A 15494-nucleotide genomic window follows, 5' to 3' on the forward strand; every position below is an offset into this window, starting at 1 on the left:
AGGATGCCTTTAGAGTCATTAGTTTAGGTTAAACCGATACCTCAAAAAAATTCATCTATAAACTAGTGCACAAACGACGAGCGTTTCTTCAATAAGAATAAAAGAAGCGCATTATGTTACATAGTGTGAAGGTTTACCCTTAAACAAACGGTTACAATAGTTCAATAACGAAGGAGCGCTTATTTAGTGTTTACCCAACCAAAGAAAATAAGTGTTATCGTTATTTTTATTGATGCCGAGGTCAAAACATCTCGTTAAGAAAGCGGTTTATATTCAGGGTTAGTCATGATAATATAAATTTAATTCTTTTAGTAGAGGTGAGTAAAGTTGAGCGAAACCGAGCAAAGGACGAAGTTAGATTTAGAACGAATTATTTTTATTGGAAGAACCTATGAAGAGTATTTGGATATGTTTTTACTTTCAGGAGAAGAATTACAGGGAAAAAGGATACTCGATTGTCCAGCGGGTGCTTGTTCGTTTACTGCTGTCGGTAATAAATCAGGCTTAGACATAACAGCTTGTGATATTGCTTATTATCATTCGTTTGAAGACCTGAAAAATAAAGGGCTTCAGGATATTAACCACGCTATGGAGAATATGGAAAAAGCGAAAAGCAATTATAAATGGAATTATTTTAATGATATAGAAGATCTTAGGAAGCATCGTTTAAGTGCTCTGCAAGATTGTGCCAATAATATGGAAAAAAACAGTGAGCGTTACATTCCAGTTACTTTGCCTTCTTTACCCTTTAAGGATGAAGAATTTGATATCCTTCTGTCAGCACATTTTCTATTTATGTATGCAGACAGATTAAATGATCAATTTCATCGTGAAACATTAAATGAATTACTAAGAGTTACGAAAGAAGAAATCCGCATCTTTCCTTTAGTTGATTTAGAAGGAAGGCGATATGAGCCTTTAGATAAAACAATAAGTTTTCTTGTTGGTATTGGATGTACAGTTGAAGAAGTCAAAGTCCCTTATGAATTTCAAACCAATGCGAACTCAATGTTAAAAATAAAAAAAGCTTAAAGTACTAAAATGGGGCAATGGTTAAGTTGGCGGGATCGAATCCTCCTTGAGCTTACGTTTTCCCGGGCACTGTTAGAATAAGCACACATAAGGCGTTCATCAAGGGGATGAACGCCAAAATAGGGCTGAGAGCAGGCAAGAAAGGCGTTCATCGAGGGGATGAACGCCGAAATAGGGCTGAGAGCAGGCAAGAAGGGCGTTCATCGAGGGGATGAACGCCAAAATAAGTGGATGAGGCAGCCGGAATGGCGTTCATCAAGGGGATGAACGCCAAAATAAGTGGATGAGGTAGTCGGAATGGCGTTCATCAAGGGGATGAACGCCAAAATATAAGTGGATGAGGCAGTCGGAATGGCGTTCATCAAGGGGATGAACGCCAAACTAAGTGGATGAGGCAGTCGGAAAGGCGTTCATCGACGGGATGAACGCCGAAATAAGTGGATGAGGTAGCCGGAATGGCGTTCATCATAGGGATGAACGCCAAAATAGGTTTGAGAGCAGGCAAGAAAGGCGTTCATCAAGGGGATGAACGCCAAAATAGAGTTGAGAGCAGGCAAGAAGGGCGTTCATCAAGGGGATGAACGCCAAAATAAATGGATGAGGCAGTCGGAAAGGCGTTCATTGAGGGGATGAACGCCAAAATAAATGGATGAGGCAGCCGGAATGGCGTTCATCAAGGGGATGAACGCCAAAATAAGTGGATGAGGCAGTCGGAATGGCGTTCATCAAGGGGATGAACGCCGAAATAGGGCTGAGAGCAGGCAAGAAAGGCGTTCATTGAGGGGATGAACGCCAAAATAAGTGGATGAGGCAGCCGGAATGGCGTTCATCAAGGGGATGAACGCCAAAATAAGTGGATGAGGTAGTCGGAATGGCGTTCATCAAGGGGATGAACGCCAAAATAGGGCTGAGAGTAGGCAAGAAGGGCGTTCATCAAGGGAATGAACGCTAAAATAAGTGGATGAGGCAGCCGGACTGTTTGGCCTGCTATAAGTTTATGCTTCTGTAGGCTGCCGTTTTTGATGTCTTAACAAAAACAATCCAAGTAATAGGGCTATGGCAAAGAAGGCAGCATAAATCCGAAACCCTATATCAGTGACATGCACTAAGGAGAGTTTTGCGGTTTGGGTCGGGATGCCCATTCCAAGGAACATTTGTGAGGCCATAGCAGGGGCCATGTAGAGTTGAAGCAATAGAAGAGTAAGCGTTTGACTCACAACCCTGCCAATATTGTAAACCGTATAGAACATGCCAGATGCCGATCCTGCTTGTTTTGAAGGAGCTGCTGACAAGACTGTTTTGGCAAGCGATGTCCATGCCAATCCGTTTGCGACAGAAATGATGAACAATGGAAGGACCACGCCAGGAATCGATAATCGAACGCCAAGATTCCCCAGCAACACTAGTGATAAGGCAATAAACACTATACCTGCTAATAATAACCGCATCGGCCCAAGAAGATCCGTTAATTTCCCCCCAAGCGGACCCATCACCAACTGAGGAAGTGATAAGGGGACAAGCAGCAGTCCGGATTCTAAAGGGGACAAATGCTCTGCTCCTTGCAGATAGAGGGCAAGAAGAATCGTGATCGAAAAATAGCCGATACAATAGCACATTGTAAGTCCCAATCCCGTTGAGTAAAGCCTATTTGTAAACAATTTCAGGTTAAAAAGCGGGTCTCGGACTCTTAATTCTGTGATGATAAATCCACCCCATAACAATCCGGTGGCAATGAAAAGCCAAAGAACTCTGCTTGAAGCCCAACCCCAAGTTTGTCCTTGGGAAAGAACGATCAACAGGGATGTCAGCCCCAAGCCGAAAGTGGTGATACCTATCCAATCCGTTTTGAAAGGCTCTTTGACACTTGATTCTTTTAATAGGAACCAGCCGCCAACTAAGCCTATTAATCCGAATGGGGCAGACACAAAGAAAATGGAGGGCCATCCAAACCCGCTTATTAAAGCCCCTCCAACGACTGGGCCAATAATGGAACCAATCACCCAAGAGGTGGAGTTGATTCCAATTGCTAGACCTAATTGCTCTTTCGGAAATGTCCTTAAAATAATGGGCGTAGCCGTTGCTAATGCTAATGCAGCACCTAACCCCTGAATAAGCCGAAAGATAATGAGTATTAGTCCAGATTCAGCTAAGCCGCACAGGACTGTAGCTATTGTGAAAATGGCAAATCCCCAAAGAAATATCTTTTTTGCACCAAGTTTATCTGCCCATCTGCCTGCTGGAAGCAAGAATACAGTACTGGTAATAAGATAGGAAGTAATGACCCACATCCCCGTCACGATGGAACTATTTAAATCCTTCATTAAAGTGGGAAGACCAATGATTACGATTGTGGCATCGACATTGGTAACAAAAGATACAAGAGTCACAACCGCCAAAACAACCCACTTGTTTGGATAGATTCCACTCATTTTAAAACCTCCTTAAGTTATCGTTTTGTAACTGTAACTAATGTACAAGAGATCATCTATCAAGTAAAATGAATATAAGCAATGTTTTGATTCATTTTTAGTGATATAAGTTAAGGGGGATTAAAATGGAGAGTAATGATCTTCGGATTTTTCAGGCGGTTGCAAGTGAAGGGAGTATTACAAAAGCCGCTCAAACACTTGGATATGTCCAGTCAAATGTTACGGCAAGGGTGCAGCAATTGGAAAAAGAGTTGAATACGCCACTTTTTTATCGCCAACGAGGGATGTTATTAACACCAGCCGGTGAGAAGTTATTAAGTTATGCGGAGAAAATTATCCATTTACTTGACGAGGCACATAAAGCTTTAAATGATTCAACAGAACCAACTGGTCGGCTCATGCTTGGCGCCACTCATACCGCCTCTGCCATGTATCTTCCTTCCATACTAGCTAATTACTGTAAATGTTATCCAAAAGTAGAGTTGTCTTTAATGACCGATTATTCAGGTGAATTGGTGGAAAAGATTCGTCATTTCCAACTTCACGGTGCATTAGTCAAATCGGAACAGAATGATGATAGCCTCGTGCAGGAGCTAGTATTTGAAGAACAACTCGTATTAATAAGTGCTCCAGAAATGAAAGATATTCAAGAGGTTTGCCATCAACCTTTTCTCATGAATACAAAAGGTTGTCCACACCGGGACCAACTTGAAACTTGGTTGAAAACAATGGGGATTGGTAACATTCGTTATTTGGAATTCAATCATCCTGATGCGATCATTCAAGGAGTGATTTCCGGACTTGGAGCCTCTTTGGTGCCAAAGTCGTCGATTCAATCACATGAAATGAAAGGGGTAGTCCGTTCTTTTGAAATTCCAAAACAATACAGCACGGCCAAAACTTTTTTCATTCGACACAAGGATAGTCTCATGACAAGCACGCTTTCAAAATTTATTGAGATGTTAAAAGAAAGTTTCCAACCATTAACGGCGTTTTAAAAAGGGAGAAGATTGCTTGAAGCAAAGGGGGCTATTAGTTAAGAGGACAATGATTTTTACTTGTTAAAATAAAGGTCAATTTTGTTTAAGAAGAGAAGTTAACTTTGAGGTGATAAAAGTGTCAATAAAAGGACTTAATCATTTTCTGTTTTCTGTTTCTGATTTGGAAAATTCTATTGATTTTTATCAAGATGTTTTTGATGCAAAACTATTAGTAAAAGGCAAAAAAACGGCTTACTTCGATTTAAATGGAATGTGGCTTGCACTTAATGAGGAGAAAGACATACCTCGTAATGAAATACACCAATCCTACACACATATTGCCTTCTCAATTGATGAAGAGGAAATTAATGAAATGTACGACAGACTAAAAGAATTGAATGTAAATATCCTGTCAGGTCGCCAAAGAGATGAAAGAGATAAAAAATCGATTTATTTTACTGACCCTGATGGTCACAAATTTGAATTTCATACTGGTGCATTACGAGATAGATTGAATTATTATAAACAAGATAAAACACATATGGAGTTTTATGATTAAAAGGGATTTTTCTTCAACTAAAGCCCATTACATTTAAGTGAAATAGAGACGATACGGGAGTTTCTTGAGAGTGCTTTCTTTGCTGGAAGGCGTTTAATAATGCTTCAACCAACAGGGTGGATACTAGACGATACTTTAAAAGAGTCGATAACCATTCGTGCTTTTAGTCCATTTGCAAAACAAATGGTTTTAGTTATTGATGAACAAGATAAAACTGTTGTCGGACTTGATATTTGTGGATAATTTAAAAATTGCCCTTTGATTTTCTCTTGCCCAAAACCTGTACGTGGTAGATTTTTTCTTGAGTTTGTTAATTTGTTTTCAATTGATCTTCTGCAAAATGAATGAATGCTTGTGCGGCGTGACTAAGGTATTTATCCGATCGATAGATGATGCTCGTTTCCCTGACAGGTGGGTGATCGTGTATCGGGATAAACCGAAGATTAAGATTGTCAATGGATTCAAGCAGGGAATGAGCTTGGATGGCGACGGCGATGTTTTCTTTTACAAAATGAAAAAGGGAAGGATTGGAACTCGTTTCAACTACAACGTTCAGATTGAACCCATGTTGTTGACAAAAGTTTTCCAAAAAATCTCTCCCCCAGAATCCTCTTGGATAGATAACGATAGGAACGCCTTTTAGATCGGTCAAGGCTATCGATTTTCTACTAGAAAACGCATGGTCTTTTGAGACAACGATTCCGTATGCTTCTCTGGATAACGGCCGAATCACTAGGCGTGGATCATTTAAAGGCTTAACGGAGATGCCAACATCGATTTCATTATCTAGGATGAGTTCAGTTAAGGCTACTTCAGAGACAATTTTTAGCTTGATGTTCGGATAGGTCTTGCAGAAATGAATGAACAACGGGGTTAGACGAAAATCAAGCTCTGATGGTAAGGCACCAACCCCCAGACTCCCTCCGCGTTGATAACGAAGGTCATCTATTTCATGGCGAGCGTTATGAAGGCTTTGAAACATTTCACGAGCATATTTGAGTAAAATCATTCCGGCTTCAGTCAGTGAAATTCGTTTTCCAATCCGATCAAACAAGGGGGTTCCAATTTCTTCCTCTAGAGCTTTAATTTGCAGGCTCAAATTAGGCTGGGAGATGCCAATCCTATCCGCTGCTTTAGTAAAATGTAATTCCTCGCATACTGCAACAAAGTAATCCAATCGTCTCAGTTCCATTAAGTTGTCCAACTCCTAAATTTGTGTCGTCGTTCAGTTATCATTTAAAAAGCAAATCATTATTATAAATTTAATATAATTGATAAATAGATGGATCTCAACTAAGATTTATTCATGCAGTCAGATCGCGGTTCTTGAACACTCATTTAACTAGTTCAGATCCAAAGATTTAACGAAGTCAACAATCGAACAGATCGTTGTCTATCGTGACAAGCGCCGCCGTTTTGACCTGCTGCTTACACCTTTATCAATACCGGCCTTGATAACAGTTGCTTAACAAAAGAACAAAAGTCAAGGTTGTGGGTTAAAAAACTAAAGGAGTCTGAAATTTAACTGATGGGGAGTCAAAAGATATGAAGAAACAAGTATTATTAATTATTGCGTTATTTATCGCGTCACTTAATCTACGTCCAGCGATTAATTCGGTTTCCCCGCTAATGGGAAATATTAACGGGGAAATTGGAATGAGTGCAGCTGTTGCTAGCTTATTAACTTCTATCCCCGTCATATGTATGGGCGTTTTTTCACCAATCGCGATTAAGGTGAGTGGCAAATGGGGTGTTGAACGGATTATTGGTTGGTCATTAATGATTATCGGAATCGGTACGGTTCTTCGATTATGGACACATTCCACACCTCTGCTCCTTATTACCTCTTTGATCGCAGGAATCGGAATCGCCATGATTGGACCGCTATTATCTGGTTTTATCAAATTACATTTTCCCAAACATGTTCCGTCAATGCTTTCGGTTTACACAGTTGCCCTTACATTGGGAGCTGCAGCCAGTTCTTCTTTTTCAATCCCGCTACAAAAAAGCTTCCATTCTTGGCAAGCTTCTCTCGCATTTTGGGCAACGATTGCTTTTCTCGCTGCCATTATCTGGTGGTTGTTCGTTAATCTGCAAGTTAAACAACCCGATCACAAGGACTCTGAAAGCATGAAAGTTAAATTGCCATGGGGAGAGCGGAAAGCCTGGCTCATTACTCTATCATTTGGTCTTATGGCTATTTTATTCTACTCCTATACAGCATGGCTGCCGCAAATTATTCAAGGTATGGGTTATTCAAAATCTTACGCAGCCACTTCTTTAACTATATTTGTGGTTATTCAAATTCCTGTAAGTTTAGTGTTGCCGTCTTTACTGAAAAAATTTCCGTCACGCCGTTTGTGGCTGGTCACCGAATCAATCTTTGAACTATTAGGTTTAGTGTTGCTTGTATTCAATGTTGAACCTTGGTTAGCTTCCGCATTGATTGGAATTGGGGCCAGCGGATTGTTCTCTTTAAACTTACTTCTCCCGATTGATGCGACAAATCACCACCATGAAGCGGCCGCTTGGTCAGCCAAAGCACAATCTGTCGGCTATGTAATCGGTGCACTCGGTCCAATTCTTTTGGGCTTGATTCACGACTCAACGAATAGTTTTACCTCAGCCGTCATTGCCATGATTGTCATCGTTTTACTGATGATTAGTGTTCAATTTGCTGTCACAGCGAAACGACGAACTGATCATATAGAGGAACAACAAGGAAATGTGGTTTGAGATAAGTCACTTAATAAGATAGTCATAAAAAAAGCGTGGGGGCAGTTTACCGCGCATTTTTTGTGGAGAAAAATTTTAAAAACAAATAGCCGCTGTCAAATTTTGTTTGTTATAATTAGTTAAGAATATTTTTATTATTTGTTCTTTGGACGATTACACCTGAGCGCTGATTAGATGTCTGACATAGAAATAAAAGATAAGTTCCTTATTTGATGCTAAAAGTGGTCTAGTAAGAAGGGCTTTTAAGAGTAAATAACTATAAATGGCAAACAAAGGGGGGGCCATATGTTAAACAATGCACAAAAAGAGGATAATCGTTTGCTAAATAAAATTAGAAAGGATCACTCCTCACCGTCACAGATGCTGTATTTTTTTATATGGGGGTTAGTCTTTACATTTTCATTTTATTTGGAAAATGAAAGAGTGGGAGCCATACTTTTTCTGATTGTGACGCTTCTTTATGGGGTGAGATTTTTCTATTTAATTCTCTTTAAGAAGACTCATGCCCGGTCACGATTATTACTAATTGCGAGCCTATCTATTCTAGTATCCTTGGCCATTTTCTATATCCACCAGACATACTTCTTTAATCCAGTTACCTTCAAAAAAAGTGCTTTTCTATATGAGTCTTGGAATAATTACAATAACCCAGTCAGCATGAAAATTACAGGAGGATCAACTCAAGCAAAAAAAGTGACCGATCCTTTCCAAGTTAAGATGATAATGAACGACATCGAAAAAACAAGTCCTATCCAAGTTTCCATCCCTAAGAATCCCGGCCCGACATTCGAGATCGATTTTTATACAGGAAACACGGTTTTCCAACACGTACTCATTTACCCAAACTATCAAGTTGCGCAATACGTTACCGAGATTAAGACCAATAACGGATCTGCCAAAAAAATCGAATCGGTTTACCTTCCCCCAGACTTGTTAAGGTATGTTAACAATCAACTTGGAGTCAGTCATTAGAACCGATTCTATCTTTTTTCTAGCTGTTTCTTATGCTAGTAATATTGAAAGGTTCTCCACGATAAATGAAGAGGCGCTTTTAATTTCCCTAACCAAAAAAAGGAAAATAATGCTATGATTAAATAGATCGAATATTGGGTTACTTCTCTAACGGTTTACAGGGGGGGGAGAACGTAGAAAGGTATTTTTCCTTTTTAGATGACTTGTAAAAGCAGAGGAGGAAGTATGAACGTTTATTTAAATCTATTTGGGCTTATGATTCTTATCTTGACTGCCTTATTATTTATTGTTCTTTGTGTGAGGCTTTTTATCTGTTTTTTCAAAAAGAGAGCATTTCCGAAAAAAATCTAATTGCGGTATTGTCTGGAATTGTAATAGTTATAGGGATTTATGTTTATGACGAATACTTTTTTACCTTTAGCCACCTTAAAGGAACTTTTCAGGAGGGGCCAGTCAAATCTCCGAATGGAACCTATTCAGCCAATGTGTACTATGAACCGTGGGGTGGTGCTGCTGGAGGTGTAACTATTTGGGTGAAAGTAACGACTAACACTTCAAAAAAAGTGACTAAAACTGTCTATTATGCTCGGGCAAATGATGATTTTACAATGAAATGGAAAACCGATCATACTTTAAAGGTGACGAACAAGAGCCTCGATTATCCAAAGATAGATAATTATAGCGTGACTTTGGATGTAAGAAATGAAATTTATGATGGATATGGTTTAGCGTGCAAGAGTGTCTTAATGAAAAATGATTATAAGAAATGCTTATCAAACTAAGAAATGTTGTAAATGAAAGAAACCAAGTGCAGAAACGCGTTCTGCTTTTAATTGTTTAAAAAGTTAATAAATTTTCCGATTCGCTAAAACCATGTAATAGTTGATTTTCTAATTCGTCCATTCTTTTGTGCAAAGTGGTGAATTCATCTTTCATTTCGTTCACCTTCTTTATTTCTATTATCTTTCAAAGGTTATTACGATCACTCTTTTTTATAATGGCACATTTAGAGATGGGGATTTTCCGTTTATTATATTTGGAGGATTAATAGCTGGATTAAAGAAGGGGATGAACGCCAAAAAAGGGTTGGGAGCAGGCAAGAAGTGCGTTCATCGAGGGGATGAACGCCAAAATAGGGCTGAGGGCAGGCAAGAATGGCGTTCATCGAGGGAATGAACGCCAAAATAGGGTTGAGAGCAGGCAAGAAGAGCGTTCATCAAAGGGATGAACGCCAAAAAAGAGCGAGTGAGGCAGTCGAAAGGGCGTTCATCGAGGGGATGAACGCCAAAATAAGTGAATGAGGCAGCTGAAAGGGTGTTCATCAAGGGGATGAACGCCAAAATAGGGTTGAGAGCAGGCAAGAAGGGCGTTCATCAAGGGGATGAACGCCAAAATAGGGCTGAGAGCAGGCAAGAAGGGCGTTCATCAAGGGGATGAACGCCAAAAAAGGGTTGAGAGCTGTTAAGAATGGCGTTCATCGAGGGGATGAACGCCAAAATAAGTGGATGAGGCAGCCGGAATGGCGTTCATCGAGGGTATGAACGCCAAAATAGGGTTGAGAGCAGGCAAGAAAGGCGTTCATCGAGGGGATGAACGCCAAAAAAGGGTTGAGAGCTGTTAAGAAGGGCGTTCATCAAGGGGATGAACGCCAAAATAGGGTTTAGAGCAGGCAAGAATGGCGTTCATCAAGGGGATGAACGCCAAAAAAGGGTTGAGAGCTGTTAAGAAGGGCGTTCATCAAAGGGATGAACGCCAAAAAAGGGTTGAGAGCTGTTAAAAAGAGCGTTCATCAAATGGATGAACGCCAAAAAAGGGTTGAGAGCTGTTAAGAAGGGCGTTCATCAAGGGGATGAACGCCAAAATAGGGCTGAGAGCAGGCAAGAAGGGCGTTCATCGAGGGGATGAACGCCAAAATAGGGCTGAAAGCAGGCAAGAATGGCGTTCATCGAGGGGATGAACGCCAAAAAAGGGTTGAGAGCAGGCAAGAAGGGCGTTCATCAAGGGGATGAACGCCAAAAAAGGGTTGAGAGCTGTTAAGAAGGGCGTTCATCAAGGGGATGAACGCCAAAATAGGGCTGAGAGCAGGCAAGAATGGCGTTCATCGAGGGGATGAACGCCAAAATAGGGCTGAGAGCAGGCAAGAATGGCGTTCATCGAGGGGATGAACGCCAAAATAAGTGGATGAGGCAGCCGGAAGGGCGTTCATCAAAGGGATGAACGCCAAAATAAGTGGATGAGGCAGCAGGAATGGCGTTCATCAAGGGGATGAACGCCAAAATAGGTGGATGAGGCAGCTGAAAAGGCGTTCATCAAAGGGATGAACGCCAAAATAAGTGGATGAGGCAGCCGGAATGGCGTTCATCAAGGGAATGAACGCCAAAATAGGGCTGAGGGCAGGCAAGAATGGCGTTCATCGAGGGGATGAACGCCAAAATAGGGAACACTTAAAATGAGGTGTTGTCTATGAAAAGGTATTCTCGTTGGCTATTGGTGATTGTATTTCTTGTTCTTCCTACGCATGCAGAGGCAGAAGAAGACTATAAAGTTGTTTCTGAGTTACCGAAAGAAAGGGTCACCCTATATGCTAAAAAAATGGATGGATTATACCGAGATTTCAAAATTAGTTTTAAAGGTCAATCTTATTCAAGGCCGTTCTGGGTGAATGCTACTAATCCAACCTATGCACCTGAACTATTTTATGAAGACATTAATCATGATCGAAAAAAGGAATTAATTATAGCTTTAACAGAGGGAACGGGTTCTGGTGTGCTAGATGAAAAAGTCCATGTTTATAGCTATACGAATGGATTGAATGAGGTTCTTGTCGAAAATCCTTTGATCATTATCAACAAAAATGTAATAACCCATTTAACGACTGAAAAAGCTGAAATTATTGTGGGGGACCAGGTGTCCATTGTTGATACGAAATTAATTAATCCCTCTCATTTATATGAGACCATTAGTTTTGGCAGCATTATTGATTATGAAGTGATTCATCATCATCTTATGGCCAGAGTAAGTGGGACAATAGCGCCCTCAGCGGTGATTGGAGATATGATCATTGTATATGAACAAAGAAATAACCTATATCAAGCGAAATCAATTAATTTTGTAACGGATCTTAATAAAAATCCTTTTTATGGTCCAGTGAATCCATCAGTAATTACAAATTAATGTAAAGCAAGAGGGGTGGGGGCTTTGTTAGCATTTTCATTAGCAATTGTCATCGGTGGATGCTTCATCACATTTGTTGGATATTCAGTTAAGAAAAAGGGGAGTACATCATTTATTGCAGGAAATAATGTTGTTTTTATCCCCAAAAATGAGAAAAAATTAGCCTCAAGAATCGGCATAAATGGTATGATTTTTGGTATCGAGGTTGTCTCATTTCCAATTATTTATCAGTTGTATGATTTGAGAGGAAGTTATATAGCCATTTTAGCGGTGATCCATCTTTTAATCGTTTTTATCCTAATGCTTTTGGATCAATTTGAAATTTAATGCCTCTCTTAATAGAGTAAAATCTGCGATGGTGAAAAGGTTCTGATCGATTGTCGCACTTTTTCTTGTAGAACAAATCGGCAGTTAGTTGAAGTGAAGTTTTTACAAAATATGTGAAATTGAGGTTAACCTTATGAAAAAATACGTTTTTTTATTTTTTCCTATTATTTATTATGGATTTATTGCCTTACAATATTTAGATCTGAACAAATTTTACAGTCTTTCAGATTTGTTTAACATGGTTATTGCTACTAGTTGTTTGTTTTTTTTATTGAAACACATTAAATTAAACACATTATCAGATTGGATAGTTGGCGGTGCCTTTTCTTTATATATTTGCGTATTATACCATTTGACTGTTGAATTTGTGTTCGATTTTTCGGACATGGAATTCTCAATGCAAAATGTAAGATACTTATCTCACTCGGTAAATTTAATCCCATTAAAGGGTATTTTTGAGGTTATAAATAATAGCCCATCAGCTTTTTATCAAATAATTGGAAACATTGGTATGCTTGCTCCCTTTTCTTTTTCAATGCTCTATTTACAAGGGGTAAAAAGTAGTAAACAAGCTATAGTGATTTCAGTTGCTTGTTCATTAGGTATTGAAGTTATACAGTTTCTGCAGAGTCTTTTAGTTGCTCTATTTTTGGATTATATGGGAATGGGGAGAATATCAGATATTGATGATGTTATTTTAAATACAACAGGCGCTGTAATTGGAGTGGCGTGCTATCATTTTTTTACCAAAATGGGAAAGATATTTCTATCAGAAGAGAGAGCGACAAAGAAAATTGGATTTTAGTATTCAATTGCCGCTTTTCTTGATGGTTAAAAAGATAAATATAAAAGCTTTGTGGAACTCGTGGTGCCGATTAGTTTTATAGAGAACCTGTTCCTTAGAAATCAAGTGTCTACTACGATGGTAAAGGCCCAATGAACAGGTTTTAACAAATGGTTCTTCAAGTCAATAAAAATGATTTCTTAAACTAAGAACTTTGAGCGATTCTTCAATATAAATGGAGAGACGTTTTTAATTTTATAACCATAAAAAGGGAAATAGTGCTATGATGAAAAAGATAGAATATTGGGTTACTTCTCTAATGGTTTACAGAGGATTAAGAATGTAGAAATATTTGCCGTGTTTTTTCCTGTTTAGATGACTTGTATAAGCAGAGGAGGAAGTATGAACCCTATTATATTATAAATTGAAAAGAGTTGAGTGAAGTTGGAAACTGCCAAATTAAAAGATCAGTTGTTAATGATCCAAAATAAAGATTATCGCTTACCCAAAGGCTTAGATGAATTTGAAGCAGTTGAACTAGTGATAAGTTCACTGGGTTCACCTAATGGAGAATTACGTGACGAGCTAGGATACACTATTCTTGTTAAATGGTTGGTAAAAGAGAATATTCTCACTGGCGATCAATTGACAAACATACTCAAGCAAGCTATTTCCGATGATAGGCTTTATTTTAAGATTGGAGAGTCAGGAACTGATAGTGTGTTTCAAAGATCGTTTTCATCATTGCTTATAGCACTAGTCTTGTTCCGTGATAACGAAGAACAATTCCTAAGCAAAAAAGATTTTACAGAGGTATTTAATCGTTTAGCCGAATATTGCAGGTTAGAGAAAGATTTTCGAAGTCATGTAGTAGGAAAAGGGTGGGCACATGCTCCCGCTCATATTAGTGATGCCCTTAATGAATGCGTGAGAAATCGTTATACCGATTATAGCCAATGTGCGGTATTATGGGAAAGTCTTAAGACGTTGATAGAGAATGCTCCACATGTATTCGATGCTGAAGAAGATGAACGAATTGCAATACCTGTCATAGCAATGGTAGAGCAAAAAAAGATACTATTTACAGACTTGCTTCAATGGATAAAAAAGATTGATATATATCAATTGGATAGTGACCTAGACGATGCAGCTGAAAGATATACCAAATTACAGAAAAAATTAAACTTCAAACATCTTTTAAGATGTTTATATATGAGAATGAAAGCAAAATCATTGATTGGGAAAGAAGAAGAGGAAAGTTTGTTAGAATTGGAGCACAAATTTAATCCGCACTATTACAACCTCTAACTGATAATTCCTGTACAAAGGATAATGAAGGAGGAAATTTTATAAAAAGGGATGGAGAGGACAAATGGAGTATCGTAATTCTGAATTTTACGAAGATGAAGCTGTTTTTGAAAGATATACGAAACTAAGAAGTAGAGAAGATAATTCAATGGATATATTACCTTATTAAATATAATAAGGTTACGGAGATACTGATTAAAAGAAGAAGCAATCTGCATTATGAGTACGGGTTTATCTGTGGTTATACTACTAAATCACAAGTTCACTCACAGTTGATTATCCGATTTTTTTGATAGTTCGTAGTACTTTCTTTCTAGTTCATTTATCTTATCTTGCATAAAATCTATCATGAAATCTTTCTCTTTGTTTCGATTCTCTATGTGTAATTTCGTTTCTCTAAAACCATGTAATGTTTGATTTTCTAATCTGTCCATTCTTTCGTGCAAAGTGTTGATTTCATCTCTTATTACCTTGAATTCATCTTTCATTACCTTGAATTCATCTTTCATTACTTTGAATTCATCTTTCATTTCCTTTTTTATTTCTAACAATAGTTCGTAGATATTATTTTCCATTACGTTCACCTCCTTCTCCTTTATTTACTATTATAATATCTTTCATGTTTTTTTGCTATTACTCTTTGTTATAATGGCGCCATTTAGAGATATAATGGCTGCCATTATCAGAATTAGAAAATATTCAACTATACGCTAACATAGGAAGACAAATTCAGGATTATGTCTTACATAAGAGAACGATTGATCTAATCGAAGAGCACAAACTTTAAGACTCTGTCTATGGAACGCACGATCAGATGAGTGCTTCAAGAAAAAAATAAATGCGGGAATTTGAATGAACATCAGACTTGCTGAATCCAAAGACATTGAGCAATAAATAAGAATGAGATGGGATATGACACTTGAATTTGGTGAAAGTAAGAAAAAAATCGAAGCCTTTTATGATTTTCAAAAGGAATGCCGCTCTTTTTTAGAAAATGTACTTAATAGTGGTCAAGGGTTTATTTGGGTTGCGGGAATGTGAATCTCATTCGACTAATCAATTAAACTTCTGCTGTATAATTAAAATTTGTGAATGTATCGGATGCGTTTCTTCAATAAAAATGAAGGGGCGCTTTTAAATTTGTCATCAGAAAAAATAGTATTTAATGAAAGGCGAGATAAAATGTAGCCTGT

Annotated in this window: 18 protein-coding genes; 15 read left to right on the forward strand and 3 right to left on the reverse strand. The window is 38.5% G+C overall.

The genetic code is table 11. The features are described from left to right. The first annotated feature begins 327 nt into the window (after positions 1 to 327). Both PU629_RS09185 and PU629_RS09190 read left to right on the forward strand, forming a co-directional pair. Complete coding sequence (locus tag PU629_RS09185) at positions 328 to 1032, forward strand: class I SAM-dependent methyltransferase (protein ID WP_275283969.1); 705 nt, start codon at positions 328 to 330, stop codon at positions 1030 to 1032. A gap of 455 nt (positions 1033 to 1487) precedes the next feature. Further along, complete coding sequence (locus tag PU629_RS09190; protein ID WP_275283970.1) at positions 1488 to 1613, forward strand: hypothetical protein; 126 nt, start codon at positions 1488 to 1490, stop codon at positions 1611 to 1613. 414 nt (positions 1614 to 2027) lie between these two features. Here the strand turns inward: PU629_RS09190 and PU629_RS09195 are convergent, their stop codons facing one another. After that, complete coding sequence (locus PU629_RS09195) at positions 2028 to 3461, reverse strand: DHA2 family efflux MFS transporter permease subunit (protein WP_275283971.1); 1434 nt, start codon at positions 3459 to 3461, stop codon at positions 2028 to 2030. Between the two features lie 125 nt (positions 3462 to 3586). On the opposite strand from PU629_RS09195, the gene PU629_RS09200 reads away from it, so the two are divergent. The 3 genes from PU629_RS09200 (at position 3587) to PU629_RS09210 (ending at position 5243) form a co-directional block, all read left to right on the forward strand. Then, the gene (locus PU629_RS09200; protein ID WP_275283972.1) at positions 3587 to 4459 is read left to right on the forward strand and encodes a LysR family transcriptional regulator; all 873 of its coding nucleotides are present in this window, start codon (positions 3587 to 3589) and stop codon (positions 4457 to 4459) included. 118 nt (positions 4460 to 4577) lie between these two features. Then, positions 4578 to 5000 carry a FosM family fosfomycin resistance protein gene (gene fosM / locus PU629_RS09205; protein WP_275283973.1) on the forward strand — a complete coding sequence of 141 codons (423 nt, stop codon included), beginning with the start codon at positions 4578 to 4580 and terminating at the stop codon, positions 4998 to 5000. A gap of 99 nt (positions 5001 to 5099) precedes the next feature. Further along, positions 5100 to 5243: a hypothetical protein gene (locus PU629_RS09210; protein ID WP_275283974.1), complete on the forward strand. Its 144-nt coding sequence runs from the start codon at positions 5100 to 5102 to the stop codon at positions 5241 to 5243. Positions 5244 to 5310: 67 nt separating this feature from the next. Here the strand turns inward: PU629_RS09210 and PU629_RS09215 are convergent, their stop codons facing one another. Then, positions 5311 to 6192: a LysR family transcriptional regulator gene (locus tag PU629_RS09215; RefSeq protein WP_275283975.1), complete on the reverse strand. Its 882-nt coding sequence runs from the start codon at positions 6190 to 6192 to the stop codon at positions 5311 to 5313. 353 nt (positions 6193 to 6545) lie between these two features. On the opposite strand from PU629_RS09215, the gene PU629_RS09220 reads away from it, so the two are divergent. The 9 genes from PU629_RS09220 (at position 6546) to PU629_RS09260 (ending at position 14301) form a co-directional block, all read left to right on the forward strand. Further along, positions 6546 to 7736, forward strand: a complete 1191-nt coding sequence (locus PU629_RS09220; RefSeq protein WP_275283976.1) for an MFS transporter — start codon at positions 6546 to 6548, stop codon at positions 7734 to 7736. A 285-nt stretch (positions 7737 to 8021) separates the two neighbouring features. Then, on the forward strand, positions 8022 to 8708 hold the full coding sequence (locus PU629_RS09225) for a hypothetical protein (RefSeq protein WP_275283977.1): 687 nt from the start codon (positions 8022 to 8024) through the stop codon (positions 8706 to 8708). A 359-nt stretch (positions 8709 to 9067) separates the two neighbouring features. Continuing rightward, positions 9068 to 9490, forward strand: coding sequence for a DUF5412 family protein (locus PU629_RS09230; RefSeq protein WP_275283978.1), 423 nt, complete (start codon positions 9068 to 9070; stop codon positions 9488 to 9490). A 372-nt stretch (positions 9491 to 9862) separates the two neighbouring features. Beyond that, positions 9863 to 10009 (forward strand): hypothetical protein, encoded by a 147-nt coding sequence (locus PU629_RS09235; protein ID WP_275283979.1) that lies wholly within the window; start codon positions 9863 to 9865, stop codon positions 10007 to 10009. Positions 10010 to 10799: 790 nt separating this feature from the next. After that, positions 10800 to 10925: a hypothetical protein gene (locus PU629_RS09240; protein WP_275283980.1), complete on the forward strand. Its 126-nt coding sequence runs from the start codon at positions 10800 to 10802 to the stop codon at positions 10923 to 10925. A gap of 246 nt (positions 10926 to 11171) precedes the next feature. Further along, positions 11172 to 11882, forward strand: a complete 711-nt coding sequence (locus tag PU629_RS09245) for a hypothetical protein (protein ID WP_275283981.1) — start codon at positions 11172 to 11174, stop codon at positions 11880 to 11882. A gap of 24 nt (positions 11883 to 11906) precedes the next feature. Further along, positions 11907 to 12209: a hypothetical protein gene (locus PU629_RS09250; protein ID WP_275283982.1), complete on the forward strand. Its 303-nt coding sequence runs from the start codon at positions 11907 to 11909 to the stop codon at positions 12207 to 12209. Between the two features lie 133 nt (positions 12210 to 12342). Beyond that, a complete protein-coding gene (locus PU629_RS09255) occupies positions 12343 to 13014 on the forward strand; it encodes a VanZ family protein (RefSeq protein ID WP_275283983.1) in 672 nt (223 codons plus the stop codon). Between the two features lie 423 nt (positions 13015 to 13437). After that, entirely contained in the window at positions 13438 to 14301 is an 864-nt protein-coding gene (locus tag PU629_RS09260) for a DUF2785 domain-containing protein (RefSeq protein ID WP_275283984.1), read from the forward strand. Positions 14302 to 14567: 266 nt separating this feature from the next. Here PU629_RS09260 and PU629_RS09265 read toward each other — a convergent pair whose 3' ends face one another. Next, positions 14568 to 14876: a hypothetical protein gene (locus tag PU629_RS09265; protein ID WP_275283985.1), complete on the reverse strand. Its 309-nt coding sequence runs from the start codon at positions 14874 to 14876 to the stop codon at positions 14568 to 14570. 337 nt (positions 14877 to 15213) lie between these two features. Between PU629_RS09265 and PU629_RS09270 the strand changes: the two genes are divergently transcribed. Then, positions 15214 to 15342, forward strand: a complete 129-nt coding sequence (locus PU629_RS09270) for a hypothetical protein (RefSeq protein WP_275283986.1) — start codon at positions 15214 to 15216, stop codon at positions 15340 to 15342. Positions 15343 to 15494 lie beyond the last annotated feature (152 nt).

This window comes from Pullulanibacillus sp. KACC 23026, from assembly GCF_029094525.1.
Taxonomy (GTDB): Bacteria; Bacillota; Bacilli; order Bacillales; family Sporolactobacillaceae; genus KACC-23026.